Consider the following 18,003-nt stretch of genomic DNA (forward strand, 5'->3'; position numbering starts at 1 on the left):
TAAATGCATGATGCGACACAGAGATTTACTCTTCGAGTGAATACGGCAGCGGCTCGATATGCAATGTATTCGCATCGTCACGCACGCGGAAGATGCTGTCCGGTTCCATATCGTTATTCATGACGACCTGTACCACGACCTGACCATCTTCCAGTTTTACCGCAGCCAGCACGGTTCCGGTACGACGCCAGTTCTCGCCCATTTTCAGCTCTAAGTCTTCACCGGCTTCCGGCAGTCGGCTGGCGCTACCCGTCAGCAACCAGAGCGCGCGTTTGTTGGCACCACGGAATTTAGCTCGCGCCACCATCTCTTGTCCGGTATAGCAGCCTTTTTTAAAGCTAATGCCGCCCAGCGCCTGGAGGTTGGTCGCCTGTGGGATAAACTGCCCGCTGTTGGCGGCATCAATCACCGGGAAACCCGCTTCAATGTTTAATGCCAGCCACTGTTGGCTATTGTTCAGTTCCGCTTCACCGCGCAGTTTATCGGTCAGCATATTGGCAGTGGCTTCATCGGTTACGATCAGGAAACGTTCTGCAGGGTGTTCAAACCATAGCAAAGTGGTCGCGCCTTCTTTAACTACCTGTTTTTCTTTCGAAGGCAGTTCACTAAAGATATTTGCCAGCGCGGCGCGCGCCTGAAAACCGGCAACACCAAGCAGCACACGCTCATCGTCCGGCGCGATGGTCACTTTAGAGAACACCGCATATTTTTTCAGTTCAGTCAGCTGCGGTTCACGCACACTGCGCCGTTCAATCCATGCAAAGCCATCGCCGTCGCGGAACAGACGTAAATTGCTCCACATTTTACCTTTGGCGTCGCAATGGGCGGCGAGCAGATGCTGATTTTCTGTCATCTGGCTGACATCTGCTGTCACCTGACCCTGCATATATTTTTCGCTGTCCGCGCCAGTAATGGTGGCAAGCGCCCAGTCATCAAGCGTTATCAGCGTCAGCGGTAAACGGGCAGACGCCGTAGGCTGACGGGGAGGAAAAGGTGTAAAAGCCATAATAGAGTCCTGAGTTGCTTAACGGCGTATTAATGACTAATGGTAAAAGAGCTATGAGGCAATGCAAGTGCTTTCACTACGCGATCTGTGCCTTCTGCGAGGCGACTTCCAAAAAAATGAAGCCCTTGAATTGTTGTGAATTAATTTCGCGATCGCGATTGTGTTTACTGATATTCCCGCAAAAGAAGTCGAAAAACACGTTACAATAGCCAGGTACTGGATTTTCGTGAGACAGGAAGAAGATGGACATTAACAACAAAGCCCGCATTCATTGGGCATGCCGCCGTGGTATGCGCGAACTCGATATTTCAATCATGCCGTTTTTCGAACATGAGTACGACAGCTTAAGCGATGACGAAAAACGCATCTTTATTCGTCTGCTGGAGTGTGACGATCCCGATCTGTTTAACTGGCTGATGAACCACGGTAAACCGGCCGATGCAGAACTGGAAATGATGGTCCGACTCATCCAGACACGGAACCGGGAACGTGGTCCTGTGGCAATCTGATCTGCGCGTCTCCTGGCGCGCACAGTGGCTTTCCTTGCTGATCCACGGGCTGGTTGCCGCTGTTATTTTACTCATGCCCTGGCCGCTCAGTTACACCCCGTTATGGATGGTGTTACTTTCGCTGGTGGTGTTTGATTGCGTTCGCAGCCAGCGGCGCATTAATGCTCGCCAGGGGGAAATTCGCCTGTTGATGGACGGGCGTTTGCGCTGGCAAGGGCAGGAGTGGAGCATCGTCAAAGCGCCGTGGATGATTAAGAGCGGCATGATGCTGCGTTTACGTTCTGACAGCGGTAAACGGCAACATTTATGGCTGGCAGCCGACAGCATGGACGAAGCCGAATGGCGGGATTTACGGCGGATATTGTTGCAACAAGAGACGCAAAGATAAAGATGACGGCAAAGCATATGCGCTAAGCCGTCAGTGACATCAGGCGTAATGCTCTGCCATTTCGTTGAGGATTTGCTCGCACCAGTTCTGAATACGCTCGTCGCTAAGGTCATATTGGTTAGTTTCGTCCAGCGCCAGACCCACGAACAGTTGCCCGTCAGCAATCACCGGTTTCGGGCTGGTAAACTCATATCCTTCCGTTGGCCAGTAGCCGACGAACTTCACGCCTTTGGTCGAGAGCTTGTCATGCAGTATACCGAGCGCATCGAGGAACCACTCGCCGTATCCCAGTTGATCGCCAAGCCCATACAGCGCAACAATTTTACCTTCGAGGTTCAGGTCGTCGAGCTGATCCCAGACGGCTTCCCAGTCTTCCTGGATTTCACCAAAATCCCAGGTCGGGATACCCAGAATGAGCACATCGTACTGCTCCATTAATTTCGGGGAGTCGTCCTTGAGGTTATGTAAGGTCACCAGTTCTGGGCCGATAATATCGCGGATTTTTTCTGCCGCCATTTCGGTGTAACAGGTGCTGGAACCGTAAAAAAGACCCATATTCATAACGTAAGCTTCTCGATTCTGCTGTGGCTTTTGTGGCTAGTGTATCAGAATCGCTTTAGTCACGGCACAATAAGGCATAATGGATCAAATGAGTGACCATAAGGGGCGCAAGTGAAACAGGATCTGGCACGCATCGAGCAGTTTCTTGATGCTCTGTGGCTGGAAAAAAATCTGGCTGAAAATACGTTGAACGCTTACCGTCGCGATCTGTCAATGATGGTGGAGTGGTTGCATCACCGCGGGTTGACGCTGGCGACGGCGCAAAGTGACGATTTGCAGGCATTACTGGCAGAACGGCTGGAGGGCGGGTATAAAGCCACCAGCTCAGCGCGTTTGCTGAGTGCAGTGCGCCGATTGTTCCAGTATCTTTATCGCGAAAAGTTTCGTGAAGACGATCCCAGTGCGCATCTTGCTTCACCGAAATTGCCCCAGCGTTTGCCAAAAGATTTAAGCGAAGCGCAGGTCGAACGTTTATTACAGGCACCATTAATTGATCAGCCACTGGAGCTACGCGATAAAGCCATGCTTGAAGTGTTGTATGCTACCGGGCTGCGTGTCTCTGAACTGGTCGGGCTGACAATGAGTGATATCAGCCTGCGTCAGGGCGTAGTGCGGGTCATTGGTAAAGGCAACAAAGAGCGCCTGGTGCCGTTAGGTGAAGAGGCGGTTTACTGGCTGGAAACGTATCTCGAGCATGGGCGACCGTGGTTGTTGAACGGTGTCTCTATTGATGTGTTGTTCCCCAGCCAGCGTGCGCAGCAGATGACGCGACAGACCTTCTGGCACCGCATTAAACATTATGCCGTGCTGGCGGGTATCGACAGCGAAAAGCTGTCACCGCATGTGTTGCGTCACGCTTTTGCCACTCATTTATTAAATCATGGTGCGGATTTACGCGTGGTGCAGATGCTACTGGGCCACAGCGATCTCTCCACCACGCAAATTTATACGCATGTCGCTACCGAGCGTCTGCGGCAACTTCATCAACAGCATCACCCGCGGGCGTGATGTCTGAAAAGAACGGGAAGATTTATGAAGAAAGGTTTTATGTTGTTTACTTTGTTAGCGGCGTTTTCAGGCTTTGCTCAGGCTGATGACGCGGCAATTCAACAAACGTTAGCCAAAATGGGCATCAAAAGCAGCGATATTCAGCCCGCGCCCGTAGCTGGCATGAAGACAGTTCTGACTAACAGCGGTGTGTTGTACATCACCGATGATGGTAAACATATCATTCAGGGGCCAATGTATGACGTTAGTGGCACAGCTCCGGTCAATGTCACCAATAAGATGCTGTTAAAGCAGTTGAATGCGCTTGAAAAAGAGATGATCGTTTATAAAGCGCCACAGGAAAAACACGTCATCACCGTGTTTACTGATATTACCTGTGGTTACTGCCACAAACTGCATGAGCAAATGGCAGACTACAACGCACTGGGGATCACCGTGCGTTATCTTGCTTTCCCACGCCAGGGGCTGGAGAGCCAGGCTGAGCAACAAATGAAAGCCATCTGGTGTGCGAAAGATAAAAACAAAGCGTTTGATGATGTGATGGCTGGTAAAGCTGCCACTCCGGCAAGTTGCGATATCGATATTGCCGATCATTACGCACTTGGCGTCCAGCTTGGCGTTAGCGGCACTCCGGCAATTGTGCTGAGCAATGGCACACTTGTTCCGGGTTACCAGCCACCGAAAGACATGAAAGAATTCCTCGACGAACACCAAAAAATGACCAGCGGTAAATAATTCGCGTGAAACAACAGATACAACTTCGTCGCCGTGAAGTCGATGAAACGGCAGACTTGCCCGCTGAATTGCCTCCCTTGCTGCGCCGTTTATACGCCAGCCGGGGAGTACGCAGTGCGCAAGAACTGAAACGCAGTGTTAAAGGTATGTTGCCCTGGCAGCAACTGAGCGGCGTCGAAAAGGCCGTTGAGATCCTTTACAACGCTTTTCGCGAAGGAACGCGGATTATTGTGGTCGGTGATTTCGACGCCGACGGCGCGACCAGCACGGCTCTAAGCGTGCTGGCGATGCGCTCGCTTGGTTGCAGCAATATCGACTACCTGGTACCAAACCGTTTCGAAGACGGTTACGGCTTAAGCCCGGAAGTGGTCGATCAGGCCCATGCCCGTGGCGCGCAGTTAATTGTCACGGTGGATAACGGTATTTCCTCCCATGCGGGGGTTGAACATGCTCGCTCGTTGGGCATCCCGGTTATTGTTACCGATCACCATTTGCCGGGCGACACATTACCCGCAGCGGAAGCGATCATTAACCCTAACTTGCGCGACTGTAATTTCCCGTCGAAATCACTGGCAGGCGTGGGTGTGGCGTTTTATCTGATGCTGGCTCTGCGCACTTTTTTGCGCGATCAGGGCTGGTTTGATGAGCGCGGCATCGCAATTCCTAATCTGGCAGAACTGCTGGATCTGGTCGCGCTGGGAACAGTGGCGGACGTCGTGCCGCTGGACGCTAATAATCGCATTCTGACGTGGCAGGGGATGAGTCGCATCCGTGCCGGAAAGTGCCGTCCGGGGATTAAAGCGCTGCTGGAAGTGGCCAACCGTGATGCACAAAAACTCGCCGCCAGCGATTTAGGTTTTGCGCTGGGGCCACGTCTCAATGCTGCCGGGCGACTGGATGATATGTCCGTTGGTGTGGCACTGTTGCTGTGCGACAACATCGGCGAAGCGCGCGTGCTGGCAAATGAACTCGATGCGCTAAACCAGACGCGAAAAGAGATCGAACAAGGAATGCAGGTTGAAGCCCTGACCCTGTGCGAGAAACTGGAGCGCAGCCGTGACACGCTACCCGGCGGGCTGGCAATGTATCACCCTGAATGGCATCAGGGCGTTGTTGGCATTCTGGCATCGCGTATCAAAGAGCGTTTTCACCGTCCGGTTATCGCCTTTGCCCCTGCGGGCGACGGTACGCTGAAAGGTTCTGGTCGTTCCATTCAGGGGTTGCATATGCGCGATGCGCTGGAGCGGCTGGACACGCTCTACCCCGGTATGATGCTTAAGTTTGGCGGCCATGCAATGGCGGCCGGGCTGTCACTGGAAGAGGATAAATTCGAACTCTTTCAGCAACGCTTTGGCGAACTGGTGACTGAGTGGCTGGACCCTTCACTATTGCAAGGCGAAGTGGTGTCAGACGGTCCGTTAAGCCCGGCCGAAATGACCATGGAAGTGGCGCAGTTACTGCGCGATGCTGGCCCGTGGGGACAGATGTTCCCGGAACCGCTGTTTGACGGTCATTTCCGCCTTCTGCAACAACGACTGGTGGGCGAGCGCCATTTGAAGGTCATGGTTGAACCGGTCGGCGGCGGCCCGCTGCTGGACGGCATTGCCTTTAACGTTGATACCGCCCTTTGGCCGGATAACGGCGTGCGCGAAGTGCAACTGGCTTATAAGCTTGATATCAACGAGTTTCGCGGCAATCGCAGCCTGCAAATTATCATCGACAATATCTGGCCAATTTAGCGTCATCTTCTCTATAAAAAAGAGTGTGGATTGGGTACAATCCCGCTCTTATCACCGCATTTTGACTAGCTCAAGAAAAGAAATCAGACCATGTTTGAAATTAATCCGGTAAATAATCGCATTCAGGACCTCACGGAACGCTCCGACGTTCTTAGGGGGTATCTTTGACTATGACGCCAAGAAAGAGCGTCTGGAAGAAGTAAACGCCGAGCTGGAACAGCCGGATGTCTGGAACGAACCCGAACGCGCACAGGCGCTGGGTAAAGAGCGTTCCTCCCTCGAAGCCGTTGTCGACACCCTTGACCAAATGAAACAGGGGCTGGAAGATGTTTCTGGTCTGCTGGAACTGGCTGTAGAAGCTGACGACGAAGAAACCTTTAACGAAGCCGTTGCTGAACTCGACGCCCTGGAAGAAAAACTGGCGCAGCTTGAGTTCCGCCGTATGTTCTCTGGCGAATATGACAGCGCCGACTGCTACCTCGATATTCAGGCGGGGTCTGGCGGCACGGAAGCACAGGACTGGGCGAGCATGCTTGAGCGTATGTATCTGCGCTGGGCGGAGTCGCGTGGTTTCAAAACTGAAATCATCGAAGAGTCGGAAGGTGAAGTGGCGGGTATTAAATCCGTAACGATCAAAATCTCCGGCGATTACGCTTACGGCTGGCTGCGTACAGAAACTGGCGTTCACCGCCTGGTGCGTAAGAGCCCGTTTGACTCCGGCGGTCGTCGCCACACGTCGTTCAGCTCCGCGTTTGTTTACCCGGAAGTTGATGACGATATCGATATCGAAATCAATCCGGCGGATCTGCGCATTGACGTTTATCGCGCGTCCGGCGCGGGCGGTCAGCACGTTAACCGTACCGAATCTGCGGTGCGTATTACTCACATCCCGACCGGGATCGTGACTCAGTGCCAGAACGACCGTTCCCAGCACAAGAACAAAGACCAGGCCATGAAGCAGATGAAAGCGAAGCTTTATGAACTGGAGATGCAGAAGAAAAATGCCGAGAAACAGGCGATGGAAGACAATAAATCCGACATCGGCTGGGGCAGCCAGATTCGTTCTTATGTCCTTGATGACTCCCGCATTAAAGATCTGCGTACCGGGGTAGAAACCCGCAACACGCAGGCCGTGCTGGACGGCAGCCTGGATCAATTTATCGAAGCAAGTTTGAAAGCAGGGTTATGAGGAACCAACATGTCTGAACAACACGCACAGGGCGCTGACGCGGTAGTCGATCTTAACAATGAACTGAAAACGCGTCGTGAGAAGCTGGCGAACCTGCGCGAGCAGGGGATTGCCTTCCCGAACGATTTCCGTCGCGATCATACCTCTGACCAATTGCACGCAGAATTCGACGGTAAAGAGAACGAAGAACTGGAAGCGCTGAACATCGAAGTTGCCGTTGCTGGCCGCATGATGACCCGCCGTATTATGGGTAAAGCGTCTTTCGTTACCCTGCAGGATGTGGGTGGCCGCATTCAGCTGTACGTTGCCCGTGACGATCTGCCGGAAGGCGTTTACAACGAGCAGTTCAAAAAATGGGACCTCGGCGACATCCTCGGCGCGAAAGGTAAACTGTTCAAAACCAAAACCGGCGAACTGTCTATCCACTGCACCGAGCTGCGTCTGCTGACCAAAGCACTGCGTCCGCTGCCGGACAAATTCCACGGCTTGCAGGATCAGGAAGCGCGCTATCGTCAGCGTTATCTGGATCTCATCTCTAACGATGAATCCCGCAACACCTTTAAAGTGCGCTCGCAGATCCTCTCTGGTATTCGCCAGTTCATGGTGAACCGCGGCTTTATGGAAGTTGAAACGCCGATGATGCAGGTGATCCCTGGCGGTGCCGCTGCGCGTCCGTTTATCACCCACCATAACGCGCTGGATCTCGACATGTACCTGCGTATCGCGCCGGAACTGTACCTCAAGCGTCTGGTGGTCGGTGGCTTCGAGCGTGTATTCGAAATCAACCGTAACTTCCGTAACGAAGGTATTTCCGTACGTCATAACCCAGAGTTCACCATGATGGAACTCTATATGGCTTACGCAGATTACAAAGATCTGATCGAGCTGACCGAATCGCTGTTCCGTACTCTGGCACAGGATATTCTCGGTAAGACGGAAGTGACCTACGGCGACGTAACGCTGGACTTCGGTAAACCGTTCGAAAAACTGACCATGCGTGAAGCGATCAAGAAATATCGCCCGGAAACCGACATGGCGGATCTGGATAACTTCGACTCTGCGAAAGCGATTGCTGAATCTATCGGCATCCACGTTGAAAAGAGCTGGGGTCTGGGCCGTATCGTTACCGAGATCTTCGAAGAAGTGGCAGAAGCACATCTGATTCAGCCGACCTTCATTACTGAATATCCGGCAGAAGTTTCTCCGCTAGCGCGTCGTAACGACGTTAACCCGGAAATCACAGACCGCTTTGAGTTCTTCATTGGTGGTCGTGAAATCGGTAACGGCTTTAGCGAGCTGAATGACGCGGAAGATCAGGCGCAGCGCTTCCTGGATCAGGTTGCCGCGAAAGACGCAGGCGACGACGAAGCGATGTTCTACGACGAAGATTATGTCACCGCACTGGAACACGGCTTACCGCCGACAGCAGGTCTGGGAATTGGTATCGACCGTATGGTAATGCTGTTCACCAACAGCCATACCATCCGCGACGTTATTCTGTTCCCGGCGATGCGTCCGGTAAAATAAGCATTACGTTATGCTCACAACCCCGGCAAATGTCGGGGTTTTTTAATTGTGCTGCGCGAAAGCAGACAACAATTTTCTTGCTTCACTATTGGCTGCCTGCATCACCATCCACGGACTGAACGCCCACGGCGTGGCATCAATACCGCGTAATACATCTGCTAAATCACACCATTGATAATCCATCACTTCATCATCGTTGATCTGTAACGCACTGGTGGTGCGTGCGGCAAATACCGGACACACTTCATTTTCCACAATGCCATTCGGATCGGTGGCGCGATAGCGAAAGTCAGGATAGATAGATTCAGGAGGCGTAATTTCCACGCCAAGCTCATAACGGCAACGGCGGATCACTGCGTCTTCGTTGCTTTCTCCCTGTTGTGGGTGCCCACAAACCGAGTTAGTCCACACGCCAGGCCATGCTTTTTTGCTCAGTGCGCGGCGGGTAACTAATAATTGCCCCTTGGCATTAAACAGCCAACTGGAGAACGCGAGATGTAAGAGGGTGTCTGCCGTGTGTGCGGCATACTTTTCCAGCGTACCCGTGGGAACTCCCTGTGCATTCAATAAAATGACGTGTTCCGTTTGCATAATTTCTCACATGTAATTCTAATCACTCATCATTATAGATAATTGAAGAGTGAAATGATTAACCAAGTGAGCGTTTATCGACAACCGCCCGTTTTGAGCGGATGTCGACAGGTAAAAACCATTTAAAAAAGCAGCATCATATATTTGAAGCGACTTTCAATGGCCATTGCAACACAGTCAGAAATGACAGGAATAGAGAGAGTAAAAAGCAACAACAGACTGAATATAGCGCGCATTAAAAGATTCATATTATTCTCCATGCTCATTTTTCTTCAGCTTGCGCATCAGAAGCCACATACGTACTGTCCTGACTTTTAAATCTTTATCAGAGACGGATTCCTTCACCAGATCAGCATGATGCTGATAGCCATTAAAGAAGACGTTCAGCACAACGGCGCTAAGGGTTGCGAGCATAATGCCGCTATGCAGCAACGGTTGCAGTACGGCCGGTAACTTAGAAAAGAAATCGTGAGAGAGCGTCGGAGTCATGCCAACGCCGAGACTGATCGCCACAATATAGAGGTTGTAACGATTGGTGGTGTAGTTACAGCGCGACAGAATTCGAATCCCTGTCGCCAGTACCATGCCGAACATCACCAGCCCAGCACCGCCCAGCACAAATTGCGGAATGGAGGCGACCAGCACCGCCATTTTTGGCACCATGCCAAACAGGATTAATATAATTCCCGAAGAAATACACACCCAGCGGCTATGAACGCGCGTCACGCTAACCAGGCCAACGTTTTGAGAAAATGACGTGTGGGGAAAGCTGTTAAACGTTCCGCCTATCATTGTCCCTACGCCATCGACACGCAGCCCGCGAATAATATCGTGTGAAGAGAGTTTACGACCGACTATTTCACCCAGTGCCAGGAACATCCCCATCGACTCGATAAACACGATGATTAACACGGCAGTCATGGTCAGAATGGAAACGGGATCAAAAATCGGCATACCAAACGACATCGGCGTAACAATCGCAAACCACGAGGCATCATGTAGCCCGGATAAATTGACTTCATTCATCATCCACGAAAGTAAAAAGCCAAATACAATCCCCAGTAATACGGCGACGTTGGACATAAATCCTTTCGCATAGCGAGTAATGAGCAAGATGAAAATTAAGACGGCAAAGGAGATACCTAAATAAACGGGATTACCATATTGCGGATTCCCTTTACCTCCTGCGGCCCAGTCAATACCCACCTGAATGATGCTAAGTCCGATAGAAGTAATAACCACACCGGTAACCAGTGGCGGGAATAAAGGCATCAAGCGACCGATAAGTGGCGCTAATAATGTGGTGATAAAACCCGCGGCGATAGTGGCACCAAATATCCCCAGCAGGCCGATATCCGGGTTCATCCCAATGGCTATCATTGGTGTTACAGCAGCAAAGGTCACCGACATAATCACCGGCAGGCGGATCCCCATAAAGCGGCCGATACCGATACATTGCAATAATGTGACGATCCCGCAGCAAAAGAGATCCGAGCTAATGAGCATCGCAATAGCTTCTTTTGAGAGGCCCAGTCGGTCACCAATCATAAGAGGAACAGCGACTGCACCTGCGTACATGACAAGGACGTGTTGCAGACCGAGTATGATCAGCTTTCCTGGTGATAATATGCGGTCAACCTCATCAGTTGGGCGGTCTTGCCCTGAAGATGAGGGAAGTTGGGAATCTATGGCGCTCATCAGTGTTTCTCCTTTCGCCCGCCAGAGTAAAAAGCAACCGTTTACGTTAATGAAACTGTCTAAACACATGCTCGTGGAGTGCCAGTTTTTGCGAGGAAGGGGAGTTAGAGACAGGAATTGCGGAGGCAATCACATAATCGTGGTTAAACCACGAAAATGAGAAGAGAACCTGACAATGGAATTATCTGTAATTTTCTCATATTGATATTTCATTAATCATTCTAGCATGTCGCACTCTCGTATTTAATCGTTTTTATCTGGTTAGATCTCTTTTGGTCGGCAATGTTGAAATAATGAAAGCGGCACAGATTGAGGGGCAATAATTTGAACTCAGTCGCAAAATTATAATTAAATCGGCCATGCTACCTAATATATGCCCATTTATTGCATCGCGAAATTTGAGAAGACATAACTCATTAAATGAAAGGGATGCAAATGAATAAGTTTATCGCTGCTGAAGCTGCGGAATGTATAGGCTGTCATGCTTGTGAAATTGCCTGTGCGATGGCACATAATCAAGAAAACTGGCCGCTGAGTCACAGTGACTTTCGACCGCGTATCCACGTTGTAGGGAAAGGCCAGGCTGCGAATCCGGTGGCCTGCCATCACTGCAACAATGCCCCTTGCGTTACGGCTTGTCCGGTTAATGCTCTGACTTTCCAGCCCGATAGCGTACAACTGGACGAGCAAAAATGTATTGGTTGTAAAAGATGCGCAATCGCTTGCCCCTTTGGCGTCGTTGAGATGGTCGATACGATTGCGCAGAAATGCGACCTTTGTAACCAGCGCAGTTCCGGCACGCAAGCCTGTATTGAAGTCTGCCCAACACAGGCGTTACGGCTGATGGACGATAAAGGGTTGCAGCAGATAAAGGTGGCCCGCCAGCGCAAAACGGCAGCAGGAAAAGCGTCATCAGACGCTCAGCCATCTCGCAGTGCAGCGTTGCTCCCCGTTAACTCGCGTAAAGGCGCAGATAAAATTTCAGCGAGTGAACGGAAAACCCACTTTGGCGAAATCTATTACGGGCTGGATCCACAACAAGCGACTTATGAGAGTGACCGCTGTGTTTATTGCGCCGAAAAAGCTAACTGCAACTGGCATTGCCCGCTGCATAACGCTATTCCGGATTACATCCGTCTGGTGCAGGAAGGAAAGATTATTGAAGCGGCAGAACTTTGCCACCAGACCAGTTCCTTACCAGAAATCTGCGGCAGGGTATGTCCACAGGACCGTCTTTGTGAAGGCGCATGTACTTTGAAAGATCACTCTGGCGCAGTCTCTATCGGGAATCTGGAACGCTATATCACCGATACCGCGCTGGCGATGGGCTGGCGTCCCGATGTCAGCAAAGTTGTTCCCCGTATCGAAAAAGTGGCGGTGATTGGCGCTGGGCCTGCAGGGTTAGGGTGTGCTGATATTCTGGCGCGCGCAGGAGTTCAGGTTGATGTCTTTGATCGCCATCCAGAAATTGGCGGTATGCTGACTTTTGGCATTCCTCCTTTCAAACTCGATAAAACGGTATTAAGCCAGCGGCGAGAGATATTCACCGCAATGGGAATCGACTTTCATCTTAACTGTGAAATTGGCCGCGATATTACCTTTAGCGATTTAACTTCTGAATATGATGCAGTTTTCATCGGCGTGGGGACTTACGGGATGATGCGAGCAGATCTGCCGCATGAAGATGCGCCCGGTGTCATTCAGGCTCTACCGTTCCTGACTGCCCATACCCGCCAGCTCATGGGGTTGCCGGAGTCTGAAGAGTATCCGCTGACGGATGTGGAAGGTAAGCGGGTCGTGGTATTGGGCGGTGGCGATACGACCATGGATTGTTTGCGGACTTCCATCCGCCTCAATGCCGCCAGCGTGACCTGCGCGTATCGTCGTGATGAAGTCAGTATGCCGGGCTCGCGCAAAGAGGTGGTCAATGCGCGCGAGGAAGGTGTCGAGTTTCAGTTCAATGTTCAGCCGCAATATATCGCTTGTGACGAAGATGGGCGTTTAACTGCGGTGGGCCTGATTCGTACAGCCATGGGTGAGCCGGGGCCGGATGGTCGCCGTCGTCCTCGTCCGGTAGCGGGTTCAGAATTTGAATTGCCCGCCGATGTTCTGATTATGGCCTTTGGTTTCCAGGCGCATGCCATGCCGTGGTTGCAGGGCAGCGGAATTAAACTCGATAAATGGGGCCTGATTCAAACCGGCGACGTCGGGTATTTACCTACCCAGACGCACCTGAAAAAAGTCTTTGCTGGTGGGGATGCAGTTCATGGCGCGGATCTGGTTGTCACTGCAATGGCCGCAGGAAGGCAGGCGGCGCGCGATATGTTAACTCTGTTTGATACGAAGGCATGGTGATGAAATCGTTAATTATCGTTAATCCGGCTGACTGTATTGGCTGCCGTACTTGTGAAGTGGCCTGTGTGGTCGCTCACCCTTCAGAACAGGAGTTGAATGCCGATGTCTTTTTACCCCGGCTGAAGGTACAGCGACTGGACTGCATCAGTGCGCCGGTGATGTGCCATCAGTGTGAAAACGCCCCTTGTGTTGGCGCTTGCCCCGTGGGAGCGCTGACGATGGGCGAGCAGGTGGTGCAGGCCAATTCTGCCCGTTGTATTGGCTGTCAGAGTTGCGTCAGTGCGTGCCCGTTTGGGATGATAACCATTCAGTCGTTGCCGGGGGATACCCGGCAACAAATTGTGAAATGCGATCTCTGTGAACAGCGGGAAGAGGGGCCTGCCTGCGTTGAATCTTGCCCGACACAGGCGCTACAGTTGCTTACTGAAAGAGAACTCAGGCGAGTCCGCCAGCAGCGTATTGTTGCCAGCGGTGAGAATCCTCTCTGAAAGAAATCTCCGCGCTGAAAGGCGCGGAGAATCTATTAGATTGCCCAACCACCCGCGTAAAACGCGACCAGTGCGGCAGTAATGATCACCGTACCAATATTCAGCTTTTGCCATTCGCGTGCAAAGACGCGGCCTACGACCAGTGTCACAAAGCCCAGCATAATACCGGTAACGATATTACAAGTCAGAACGATGAACACGGCACACACCAGGCCAGCCATTGCGTCGATAAAATCATTGAAATCCAGCTTCGAGACGTTACTTAACATCAGCAAACCTACGTACATCAGAGCGGGTGCAGTGGCGTAACCAGGGATCAAAAATGACAGCGGTGATAAGAACAAAATCAGCAGGAATAACGCCCCCACTACGGTTGCGGTCAACCCTGTTTTACCCCCGGCGGCGGTTCCTGCCGCTGATTCGATATAAACCGCTGCGGGCGCTGCGCCCACCAGACCGGAGAATATTGAACTTACTGAGTCACTGGTCAGGGCTTTGCCGCCGTTGATGATCTGGTTGTCTTTATCCAACAAATTCGCCTGACCGGCGACGGCACGGATGGTGCCAGTGGCGTCGAACACTGCGGTCATCACCAATGCCAGTACACTCGGAAGTACAGTTGGCTGGAGTGCGCCCATAATATCGAGGCTGAAAATCAGAGACTTACCATCTTCGCCAGTCAGGCTTGGCATCGCCACCAGACCGTGGTACTTCACCGCTGGGTCAAAGATTAAGCCGATGATCGAAATTGCAATAATCACCAACAAGATCCCGCCGGGTACGCGGCACTTTTCCAGACCGAAGATGACCGCCAGCCCCAGCAAGCTCATCATCACCGGGAAGGAGGTAAACGCACCGAGCGCCACTGGCAAGCCTTCAATCGGGTTTTTGATAACCATTCCCACACCGTTAGCAGCAATCAGCAGCAGAAACAGGCCGATACCGATACCTGTACCGTGAGCTATCCCCATCGGTAAATTACGTAAGATCCAGGTACGCACACCGGTTACGGAAATGGCGGTGAAGATGACGCCCATCAGAAAGACCGCGCCCAGTGCGACAGGAACGCTAATTTGTTGCCCGAGTACCAGACTGAATGCGGTAAACGCCGTCAGGGAAATCGCGCAACCAATCGCCATTGGCAAATTGGCCCATAACCCCATCAGCAACGAGCCGAAGCCCGCGACCAGACAGGTGGCAACAAACACAGCTGCGGGAGGAAAACCTGCTTTGCCCAGCATTCCCGGAACAACGATAACGGAATAAACCATGGCCAGAAAGGTCGTTAAGCCAGCCAGTACTTCCTGACGAACGGTACTGCCACGAGCGGTAATTTTAAAATAATTATCCAGCGCGCCCTGTGACTTTGGTGCGTCCGGTGTTTGTAGGATGTCTCCAGACATAATGATGTCCTCACGAGGATGTTAAAGTTTTATTATTAGTTGCGTTCGTACACCAGACGACCATCAACGTAGGTGCGGTAGATCGAACGGTCATCGCCCAACGTCATCATCACGAACAATTTGTCGACTAAAGAAACAGAGTTGTCATAGCGCAACTGCTGTAGCGGAGTGGCGGTGGGTTCCATCACCACGAAATCAGCCTCTTTGCCAGGTAAAAAGTTGCCAATCAAATCGTCAAGGCCCAGAGATTTCGCTCCGCCGAGCGTGGCCAGGTAAAATGCTTCATATGCCGAGAGGCGATAGCCTTGTAGTTGCAACACTTTGTAGGCTTCGTTTAGCGTTTGCAGCATGTTGAAAGTTGTTCCGGCACCGATATCCGTTCCCATGCCCACTTTGACTTTCTTCTGCCATGCTTTTTTCAAGTTGAATAAGCCGCTGCCGAGGTAAAGGTTGGAGGTCGGACAGAAAGCAATGCTGGATTTGGTTTCGCTGAGACGATCCCACTCTTTTTCTTCGAGATGGACGCAGTGAGCAAAGACACAGTTTTTACCTGTCAGGCCATACTGGTGATAAACATCCAGATAGCCATCATGTTCAGGATAAAGTTCTTTCACCCAGGCAATTTCATCTTTGTTTTCACAGAGATGGGTATGTACCCACGTATCCGGATATTCTTCTTTCAGGCGTTTCGCCATCGCCATCTGTTCAGGAGATGAGGTAGGGGCGAAGCGTGGCGTAATCGCATACAACAGACGACCATTTTTGTGCCAGCGCTCGATCAGTTCTTTGCTTTGGTGATAGCTGCTTTCGGCAGTGTCGAGCAGATAATCCGGTGCGTTGCGGTCCATCATCACCTTACCGGCAATCATACGCATATTGATATGGCTGGCGGCTTCAAACAGCGCATCAACGGATTGCGGATGAACAGTGCCAAACACCAGCGCCGTGGTGGTTCCGTTACGTAAAAGCTGCTTGATGAAGAACGCCGACATTTCGCGGGCGTACTCTAAATCCTCATAACGACGTTCAGTAGGGAAGGTGTGTTTATTCAACCACTCCAGCAATTGTTCACCATAGGCCCCCACCATTTCACTTTGCGGATAATGGATATGTGTATCGACAAAGCCCGGTACTATCAGTTTGCCGCGATAGTCGCGCACGCGAATAGTGTCAGGAATTTGATGCTTTCCGTCTTCCCATTCACCAAACCATTCCACTTTTCCCTGTTTAATGAGTAATAAACCATCCTCAATAAACCGCAGCGCAGAGGCAATCTCCTCTGGGTTATCGACTGTACGGGTGACATCAATAAAACTGCCTCGTACCGCTTTTAACGTGTGTTCTCCTGACATCATTGACTCCTTTACTGTTAATCCATCTCTTCCTCTGAGGTAATACCAGGCAGAACGTTTTCCTGTCGGTAGCCACCAGGGAGGATAATATTTAATAAAATCGCAGTTAACCCGCCAGCACAAATAGGGTTTTCAACTAGTACATAAATAGAGGCTGGCAATATTTTAAAAATTTCGGGATCGTAGGAGACGCCAAGTCCTAAACCTAAAGAAGTGGCGACAATAAGTGTTTCTCGGCGCTTTAAACCGTTGGTGATGATGATGCGAATCCCAGCGATAGCAATCATGGAAAACATCAACGTCATTGCGCCTCCCAGAACTGCCGAGGGTATGGTTGTGAAGAAGCCGCCAATCATCGGAAACAAGCCGAGGATAACCAGCATTACCGCGATGGTTCGCCCGACATAACGTGAAGCGACGCCAGTCATCTGAATAACCCCATTATTTTGCGCAAACGTGGTTAAGGGTAATGAACCGACAGCGGAGGCGATAACAGAAACCAGACCATCTGCCAGCACGCCGCCTTTCAGTCGGGACTGATACTCTTCCCCCTGAATAGGGCGGCGAGAAACCATTGCCGTGGCGGTGATATCGCCGACAGCTTCCAGCACGCTAAGCAAATAAATCGTGCCAACCACCAGGAACTGATGGAAGCTGAAACTAAACCCGTATTTGAATGGATGCGGGATGGTGATTAACGGCAAATTGCGCATACTGCTGAAATCCACCATACCCAGGCATAACGACGCGATATAACCGACGCATAGCCCAATGGCGATCCCTCCCATGCGTAGCAACGGACTGCGACAGCAGTTAAAGCCGATCACCACAATCAAAACCAATAAACCAACGCCGAGATGTTCGTAATTGCCGAACGTACCGCTGCTTTTGGCTGCAAATCCTCCACCAAAATCGATAATGCCGACTTTAATCAGGCTTAAGCCGATCATCAGTACCACAATACCGCTGACAGTAGGCGTAATAACCCGACGTAAATAGGGCAGGATAAAAGAAGAGCCGACAACCAGAAATGCGCCAACGAAGGAGACGCCGAGGAGCGACGACATGATTAACTCTTCGTGAAAACCGTCGCTTTTCATGCTGCTGCCCAGCGCAATCATGACCGTAACAAATGAAAAATTGACTGACTGAATTGAGAGAAGACCAGAACCGACGATGCCGTAGCGGTTTACTTGTAACCAGGTACCAATACCAGAGGCGATCATCGCCATAGAAACCAGATAAGCGGTTGTTTCAGCGGAAAGCTGTAAGGCCGCACCCACGATTAACGCGGGGGTTACCATCGGAACGAAAATTGCCAACAGATGGGTAATGGCACCAACGAGAGCCTGATGAAAGGGAGGGCGATCCTCCAGTTCAAATATAAGGTCAGAACCTGCATGGTTTATATCAGACATCCCTTCACTCCTTTTAAAGTAAATTTGATCATCTGA

General features: G+C 51.3%; 18 protein-coding genes. 10 read left to right on the forward strand and 8 right to left on the reverse strand.

Annotated elements, in window-relative coordinates:
• Nucleotides 1–25 precede the first annotated feature (25 nt).
• Nucleotides 26–1,006: a tRNA-modifying protein YgfZ gene (ygfZ, locus tag ACJHWK_RS05225; RefSeq protein WP_000886050.1), complete on the reverse strand. Its 981-nt coding sequence runs from the start codon at nucleotides 1,004–1,006 to the stop codon at nucleotides 26–28.
• Nucleotides 1,007–1,248: 242 nt separating this feature from the next.
• On the opposite strand from ygfZ, the gene sdhE reads away from it, so the two are divergent.
• Both sdhE and ACJHWK_RS05235 read left to right on the forward strand, forming a co-directional pair.
• The gene (sdhE, locus tag ACJHWK_RS05230) at nucleotides 1,249–1,515 is read left to right on the forward strand and encodes an FAD assembly factor SdhE (protein ID WP_000354046.1); all 267 of its coding nucleotides are present in this window, start codon (nucleotides 1,249–1,251) and stop codon (nucleotides 1,513–1,515) included.
• Nucleotides 1,496–1,903 carry a protein YgfX gene (locus ACJHWK_RS05235; RefSeq protein WP_000244781.1) on the forward strand — a complete coding sequence of 136 codons (408 nt, stop codon included), beginning with the start codon at nucleotides 1,496–1,498 and terminating at the stop codon, nucleotides 1,901–1,903. Before sdhE ends, ACJHWK_RS05235 begins: the two co-directional genes overlap by 20 nt.
• Before the next feature lie 39 nt (nucleotides 1,904–1,942).
• On the opposite strand, the gene fldB is transcribed toward ACJHWK_RS05235, so the two are convergent.
• Entirely contained in the window at nucleotides 1,943–2,464 is a 522-nt protein-coding gene (gene fldB, locus ACJHWK_RS05240; protein WP_001521233.1) for a flavodoxin FldB, read from the reverse strand.
• Nucleotides 2,465–2,575: 111 nt separating this feature from the next.
• Between fldB and xerD the strand changes: the two genes are divergently transcribed.
• From xerD to lysS, 5 genes are all read left to right on the forward strand, one after another.
• Nucleotides 2,576–3,472, forward strand: a complete 897-nt coding sequence (gene xerD, locus ACJHWK_RS05245) for a site-specific tyrosine recombinase XerD (protein ID WP_000806638.1) — start codon at nucleotides 2,576–2,578, stop codon at nucleotides 3,470–3,472.
• 24 nt (nucleotides 3,473–3,496) lie between these two features.
• Nucleotides 3,497–4,207, forward strand: a complete 711-nt coding sequence (gene dsbC, locus ACJHWK_RS05250; RefSeq protein WP_001521231.1) for a bifunctional protein-disulfide isomerase/oxidoreductase DsbC — start codon at nucleotides 3,497–3,499, stop codon at nucleotides 4,205–4,207.
• Nucleotides 4,208–4,212: 5 nt separating this feature from the next.
• Nucleotides 4,213–5,946, forward strand: a complete 1,734-nt coding sequence (gene recJ / locus ACJHWK_RS05255) for a single-stranded-DNA-specific exonuclease RecJ (RefSeq protein WP_021523238.1) — start codon at nucleotides 4,213–4,215, stop codon at nucleotides 5,944–5,946.
• 90 nt (nucleotides 5,947–6,036) lie between these two features.
• A protein-coding gene (gene prfB / locus ACJHWK_RS05260) for a peptide chain release factor 2 (RefSeq protein WP_001701073.1) occupies nucleotides 6,037–7,135 on the forward strand; the annotation gives its coding sequence in 2 pieces (ribosomal slippage) (nucleotides 6,037–6,111 and nucleotides 6,113–7,135; 1,098 coding nt in all).
• A gap of 9 nt (nucleotides 7,136–7,144) precedes the next feature.
• Nucleotides 7,145–8,662, forward strand: a complete 1,518-nt coding sequence (lysS, locus tag ACJHWK_RS05265; RefSeq protein WP_000003071.1) for a lysine--tRNA ligase — start codon at nucleotides 7,145–7,147, stop codon at nucleotides 8,660–8,662.
• A gap of 42 nt (nucleotides 8,663–8,704) precedes the next feature.
• On the opposite strand, the gene idi is transcribed toward lysS, so the two are convergent.
• The gene (gene idi, locus ACJHWK_RS05270; RefSeq protein WP_001192809.1) at nucleotides 8,705–9,253 is read right to left on the reverse strand and encodes an isopentenyl-diphosphate Delta-isomerase; all 549 of its coding nucleotides are present in this window, start codon (nucleotides 9,251–9,253) and stop codon (nucleotides 8,705–8,707) included.
• 54 nt (nucleotides 9,254–9,307) lie between these two features.
• Here idi and ACJHWK_RS05275 point away from each other — a divergent pair, with 54 nt between their 5' ends.
• Nucleotides 9,308–9,379: a protein YqfH gene (locus ACJHWK_RS05275; RefSeq protein WP_120795390.1), complete on the forward strand. Its 72-nt coding sequence runs from the start codon at nucleotides 9,308–9,310 to the stop codon at nucleotides 9,377–9,379.
• Here ACJHWK_RS05275 and yqfG read toward each other — a convergent pair.
• Nucleotides 9,376–9,501, reverse strand: coding sequence for a protein YqfG (gene yqfG / locus ACJHWK_RS05280; protein WP_001050745.1), 126 nt, complete (start codon nucleotides 9,499–9,501; stop codon nucleotides 9,376–9,378). The genes ACJHWK_RS05275 and yqfG overlap by 4 nt on opposite strands.
• 1 nt (nucleotide 9,502) lies before the next feature.
• A complete protein-coding gene (gene uacT / locus ACJHWK_RS05285) occupies nucleotides 9,503–10,951 on the reverse strand; it encodes a urate/proton symporter UacT (protein WP_001295374.1) in 1,449 nt (482 codons plus the stop codon).
• 435 nt (nucleotides 10,952–11,386) lie between these two features.
• Between uacT and ygfT the strand changes: the two genes are divergently transcribed.
• Nucleotides 11,387–13,306: a formate-dependent uric acid utilization protein YgfT gene (ygfT, locus tag ACJHWK_RS05290; protein ID WP_001469294.1), complete on the forward strand. Its 1,920-nt coding sequence runs from the start codon at nucleotides 11,387–11,389 to the stop codon at nucleotides 13,304–13,306.
• Nucleotides 13,306–13,794, forward strand: a complete 489-nt coding sequence (locus tag ACJHWK_RS05295) for a 4Fe-4S dicluster domain-containing protein (protein WP_000838417.1) — start codon at nucleotides 13,306–13,308, stop codon at nucleotides 13,792–13,794. Before ygfT ends, ACJHWK_RS05295 begins: the two co-directional genes overlap by 1 nt.
• 35 nt (nucleotides 13,795–13,829) lie before the next feature.
• Here the strand turns inward: ACJHWK_RS05295 and ghxQ are convergent, their stop codons facing one another.
• The 3 genes from ghxQ to xanQ are packed head-to-tail and all read right to left on the reverse strand — an operon-like array spanning nucleotide 13,830 to nucleotide 17,967.
• Entirely contained in the window at nucleotides 13,830–15,197 is a 1,368-nt protein-coding gene (ghxQ, locus tag ACJHWK_RS05300; protein ID WP_000012178.1) for a guanine/hypoxanthine transporter GhxQ, read from the reverse strand.
• A gap of 35 nt (nucleotides 15,198–15,232) precedes the next feature.
• The gene (gene guaD, locus ACJHWK_RS05305; RefSeq protein ID WP_001469293.1) at nucleotides 15,233–16,549 is read right to left on the reverse strand and encodes a guanine deaminase; all 1,317 of its coding nucleotides are present in this window, start codon (nucleotides 16,547–16,549) and stop codon (nucleotides 15,233–15,235) included.
• Between the two features lie 17 nt (nucleotides 16,550–16,566).
• Nucleotides 16,567–17,967, reverse strand: coding sequence for a xanthine/proton symporter XanQ (xanQ, locus tag ACJHWK_RS05310; protein ID WP_020232943.1), 1,401 nt, complete (start codon nucleotides 17,965–17,967; stop codon nucleotides 16,567–16,569).
• Nucleotides 17,968–18,003 lie beyond the last annotated feature (36 nt).

The sequence above is a fragment of the Escherichia sp. WS547 genome (genome assembly GCF_046486065.1).
Classification (GTDB): Bacteria; Pseudomonadota; Gammaproteobacteria; order Enterobacterales; family Enterobacteriaceae; genus Escherichia; species Escherichia coli.